The following is a 4,500-nucleotide window of genomic DNA, read 5'->3' as shown; positions in this document are numbered from 1 at the left end:
CCGCCTATCTGCGCCCGGTCCGAGGGCTTGCCGGTTTCCTTTTCGACAATGCTGGCCAGGATCAGCGCCTCGTCGGGGGTTTTGAGCGGGGTGTCCGGGTTGCGCAGGGCCCAGGCGGCGTCCAGGCGTTTGTCCATGGCGCGTGCCGCGCGCTTGAGCACGGCCAGGTCGCTGGAGCCTTTGGCATAGGTATAGGTGTCAGGGAAAAAGCGGCCCTCGGGGTGCACGCCCGGTTTGCCCAGTTTTTCCATGATGGCCTCGGGCGCCAGGTTGAGCGTGTCGGGCGACAACTGTTCGGCCTTCTGCAGCGCCGCGCGCACCTGGTTGAAGTTCCAGCCTTCGACCAGTGTCACGCTTTTGAGGGCTTGATCACCCCGCACCAGCATGCTGAGCAGCTTTTGCGGCGTGGTGCCGGGCGCCACCTCATAGCTGCCGGCCTTGATCAGCCGACCCTGACCCGAAAAGCGGAACCAGGCATGGAGAAAAATCGCCGGCACATCGGCGCCGCTGGCCACGATGACGTCTGCCACACCGCTGGCAGGGGTACCGGGTTCAATTTCCAGATCCACCACCTGGCTGCCGGGCGGCAACCGTAGGGGAATCGGCTCGTTCAGCCACCACAGGGCCGCACCGAACAACAGCAGGGCGCCGGCAAATACCAGGATCAACAGACTTGTAAAGACACGACGCACAACCCAGCTACCTTTTCAGTACAGAACGCAAAAGCTCAGGCCTATGATAATTCAGCCCATCTCCCCACCGACCGTGAAGACCCCATGACCCTGCCCAGCACCGCCTCCCCGATTTCCGGCATCACCGAACTGACGCACCTGGGCGTGATCCGCGTGGCGGGTGACGATGCCGTCACCTTCCTGCAGGGCCAGCTGACGCAGGACGTGGCGCTGATGGGCGAGCATGAAGCGCGCCTGGCCGCCTTCTGCAATGCCAAGGGCCGCATGCAGGCCAGCTTTGTGGTTTTTAAACATGGCGCGGACCTGTTGCTGGTCTGCAGCCGCGACATCCTGCCCGCCACGCTCAAGCGCCTGTCCATGTTTGTGCTGCGCGCCAAGGCCAAACTCAGCGACGCGAGCGCCGAATTCGCCTTGTACGGCGTTGCCGGGGCCGCCGTGGCGCAGGTCGCGGGCCGGGCCGGTGCGCTGTGGGAAAAGATTGATCTGGGTGACGCCAACCTGGTGTTTCTGCACCCCGGCGCCGGCCAGGCGCGCGCGTTGTGGTGCGCGCCGGCCGGGTCGCCCGCGCCCCAGGGCTCACCCATCACTCTCGCCGACTGGCAATGGCTGGGCGTGCGCTCCGGCATCGCGATGATTACCCAGCCCATCTTCGAGGCCTTTGTGCCGCAGATGCTCAATTACGAATCCGTGGGCGGCGTGAACTTCAAGAAAGGCTGCTACCCCGGCCAGGAAATCGTGGCGCGCAGCCAGTTCAGGGGCACGCTCAAGCGGCGCGCCTACGTGGCTCACACCGCTGGCACGCCATCGGTCGGGCAAGAGGTGTTCCATGCCTCCGACGCTGGCCAGCCTTGCGGCACGGTCGCCGCGGCCGCCCCCAACCCGGCCGGTGGGTTTGACGCCATCGTGTCCATGCAGACCTCCGCGGCCGCCGATGCCACCGACGGCCGCCTGACCTTGGGAAGCGCTTCAGGTGAAATCCTCACCCTGCTCCCCCTGCCCTACGCGCTGCTCGAAGACATCTGATGTGCCTGGTTGCGTTTGCYATCGGCACCTCGCAACGCTGGCCGCTGGTGATCGCGGCCAACCGCGATGAATTCCTGGAACGGCCCACGCTGCCGCTGGCCCGCTGGAAAACCGCCTCGGGCCAAGAGATCATCTCCGGCCGCGACCTTCGCGCAGGCGGCACCTGGATGGGCATCACGCCTGCCGGCCGCATCGCTTTTTTGACCAATGTGCGGCAAGCCCAGCCCGAAGCCGCACCGCGTTCGCGCGGTGAACTGGTCACGCGCTGGCTGGAAGGCAGCGGCGATGCAGCRGGTTTTGTGGCGTCGCTCGAAGACAAGGGCGCGGCCTTTGGCGGCTTCAACCTGGTGCTGGGCGACTTGCGGCAAAAGGCCTGGACCTGGGTCACCAACAAATATGAGGGCGCGCCGGCCTTGCATGCCCAGGCTTTGTCGCCTGGCTTGTATGGGCTTTCCAATGCCGGGCTGGACACGCCCTGGCCTAAAACCCTGGAACTGAAGCGCGTGCTGGCGGCCGCCTTGCAAACCGGCGATGGCCATGAGGGCCTGCAAAAGCTGCTGTGGACGGCGCTGGGCAGCCGGCAGCGCGCCTTGCCTGAGGACCTTCCGCACACCGGCGTGCCACCCGACCTGGAGGAAGCGCTCTCAAGTGCTTTTGTGGAAGTGCCGGGGCGAGCCTATGGCACACGCTGCAGCACCGTGCTGCTGGCGACGGCGTCCGGCGCCGGGTGGAATATCGAGCTGGAAGAACGCACCCATGGCCGCGAGGACCCGGCCGTCGCCGCAGTACATCGCGAGCAATTCAGCTTCAAGGCGCCTTGACCATCTCGATGTGCGGAATGCCGACTTCCTCAAACGGCTCACCACGCGGCAAGAATCCCAGGCGCTGGTAAAAGCCCTCGGCGCTGCGCTGGGCGTAGAGCATGACTTCGCCGTCACCCCGGCTGCGGGCGGCTTCCATCAAGGCATTCAGGATGTCGCGGCCGACGTTGGAGCCGCGCAGTGCGCGGTGCACCGCCATGCGGCCTATCTTGCCCACGCCGTCCGCGTGGCGGACCAGCCGCCCCGTCGCAATGCCCTGCCCCAGGCCGTTGTAGGCCACGGCATGCAGGGCCGTGCTGTCGGCCTCGTCCCATTCCATCTCCATGGGAATGCCCTGCTCCCGCACAAACACGGCGGTGCGCACCTTGCCGGCATCCGCGCCCAGCGTGGCCCAGTCGCCGGTCTTGATCCGCAGCATGGCCTCGCCGGCTTCATAGCCTGTCAGCACGCGGCGCAAGGCCTCGGGTACGGGTTTGGAAGTCTGCGAGGCGGGATCGGCAAACACGTAAACCAGCTCGCAGCTGATCAGCAGTTCATCGCCGCGGAAGATCGCCCCTGAAAACGCCATGGACGAATTGCCGATGCGCGCGCACTTGAGCGCCACGTCGATCTGCTCGTCAAAACGCGCCGAGCCGTGGTATTCCACGGTCGCTTTCTTGACGTAGAGGTCACCGTCCAACTGCACCATGGCCTCTTCATACGGCAGGGCCAGCGCGCGCCAGTAGTCGGTGATGGCCGTGTCGAAGTACATCAGGTAATGCGCGTTAAACACGATTTTTTGCATGTCCACCTCGGCCCAGCGCACGCGCAGGCGGTGGAAAAAGCGGAAGTCCTGTCGTTTCATGCTTGTCGTCTCCTTAGGGATCCAGCCCGAAGGCGCCGCGCAGCGCCGCCGCCGCATCGGCCTGGGCGCGCCTGGCCTCGGGAATGATGCGGCCCATCTTGATGAATTCGTGCGTGACGCCGCGGTAAATCTCCAGGTCCACCGCCACGCCGGCCGTGCGCAGCTTGTCGGCGTACATCACGCCCTCGTCGACCAGCGGGTCGCATTCGGCCAGGCCCACCCAGGCCGTGGCGACGCCATCCACGTCGGGTGCGTTGAGCGGCGCGAAACGCCAGTCGTCGCGGTCCGCCGGGCTGCGTATGTACTGACTGAAGAACCAGCTGATGTCGGCCTCGTCCAGTACAAAGCCCTCGGCGAAGGTTTTGTGCGACGGCGTGTCCTGGTGCGCGGCGCAGCCTGGGTAGATCAGCAACTGCAGGGCCAGCGGCAGGCCGGCGTCACGTGCCAGCACCGCGCACATGGCGGCCAGCGTGCCGCCCGCGCTGTCGCCGCCGACCGCGATGCGTGAGGCATCCAAACCTTGGTCCACAGCGTGGGCGGCGAGCCACTGCAGCGCGTCCCAGGCGTCGTTGGCCGCCGTTGGAAACTTGTGCGCCGGCGCCAGGCGGTAGTCGACCGACACCACCGCGATGCCGRCCAGCAGGCTCAGTTGCCTGCACAGGATGTCATGGGTTGCGACGCTGCCCACCGTGAAGCCGCCGCCGTGAAAGAACAGCAGCACCGGCAGAGCCTGGTCGGACGGCGCATACAGCCGCGCGCCCAGCCATTCGCCGTCGCGCGCGGGAATGCGCAGCTCTTGCACGCGCTCCAGCGCGGGCTTGGGGATTTCCAGCACGCCGGCGCCGGCCTCGTAGGCGGCGCGGGCCTGGTCCGGGGTCAAGGTATGGAACGGCGGGCGATTGGCGCGGGCGATGCGGCTCAGCACGTCGCGCATGGTGGGGGTCAGCAGGGTTTGCGGGTTGGGCGGCATCAGTGAATGGCGGGGTTYAAAACGCGGGCACTATCACCGAGGTGACGGGAATCGGGGTTGGCGTGCGGGGGATTTGGGCGGAATGCCTTGAAAGCCATTAAAGTCAGCGCAAGGATCCGCATAGCCCCACATCGTACAACGCAGAAAGAC

The 4,500-nt window shown here is 66.1% G+C and carries 5 protein-coding genes; 2 read left to right on the top strand and 3 right to left on the bottom strand.

Going from position 1 to position 4,500, the window contains the following annotated elements; all coding sequences use genetic code 11:
• On the bottom strand, positions 1–692 hold a 692-nt coding region (locus AC1D0P_RS22275; protein ID WP_477678740.1), incomplete at its 3' end, for an endolytic transglycosylase MltG.
• A gap of 84 nt (positions 693–776) precedes the next feature.
• Here AC1D0P_RS22275 and ygfZ point away from each other — a divergent pair.
• Positions 777–1,715: a CAF17-like 4Fe-4S cluster assembly/insertion protein YgfZ gene (gene ygfZ / locus AC1D0P_RS22270; RefSeq protein ID WP_477678739.1), complete on the top strand. Its 939-nt coding sequence runs from the start codon at positions 777–779 to the stop codon at positions 1,713–1,715.
• Entirely contained in the window at positions 1,715–2,536 is an 822-nt protein-coding gene (locus AC1D0P_RS22265; protein ID WP_477678738.1) for an NRDE family protein, read from the top strand. Before ygfZ ends, AC1D0P_RS22265 begins: the two co-directional genes overlap by 1 nt.
• On the opposite strand, the gene AC1D0P_RS22260 is transcribed toward AC1D0P_RS22265, so the two are convergent.
• The gene (locus AC1D0P_RS22260; protein WP_477678737.1) at positions 2,523–3,380 is read right to left on the bottom strand and encodes a YbgC/FadM family acyl-CoA thioesterase; all 858 of its coding nucleotides are present in this window, start codon (positions 3,378–3,380) and stop codon (positions 2,523–2,525) included. The genes AC1D0P_RS22265 and AC1D0P_RS22260 overlap by 14 nt on opposite strands.
• Before the next feature lie 13 nt (positions 3,381–3,393).
• A complete protein-coding gene (locus AC1D0P_RS22255) occupies positions 3,394–4,350 on the bottom strand; it encodes an alpha/beta hydrolase (RefSeq protein ID WP_477678736.1) in 957 nt (318 codons plus the stop codon).
• Positions 4,351–4,500 lie beyond the last annotated feature (150 nt).

This window comes from Polaromonas sp. P1_G2 (assembly GCF_056405515.1).
This window is presented reverse-complemented; position numbering and strand designations above follow the sequence as displayed.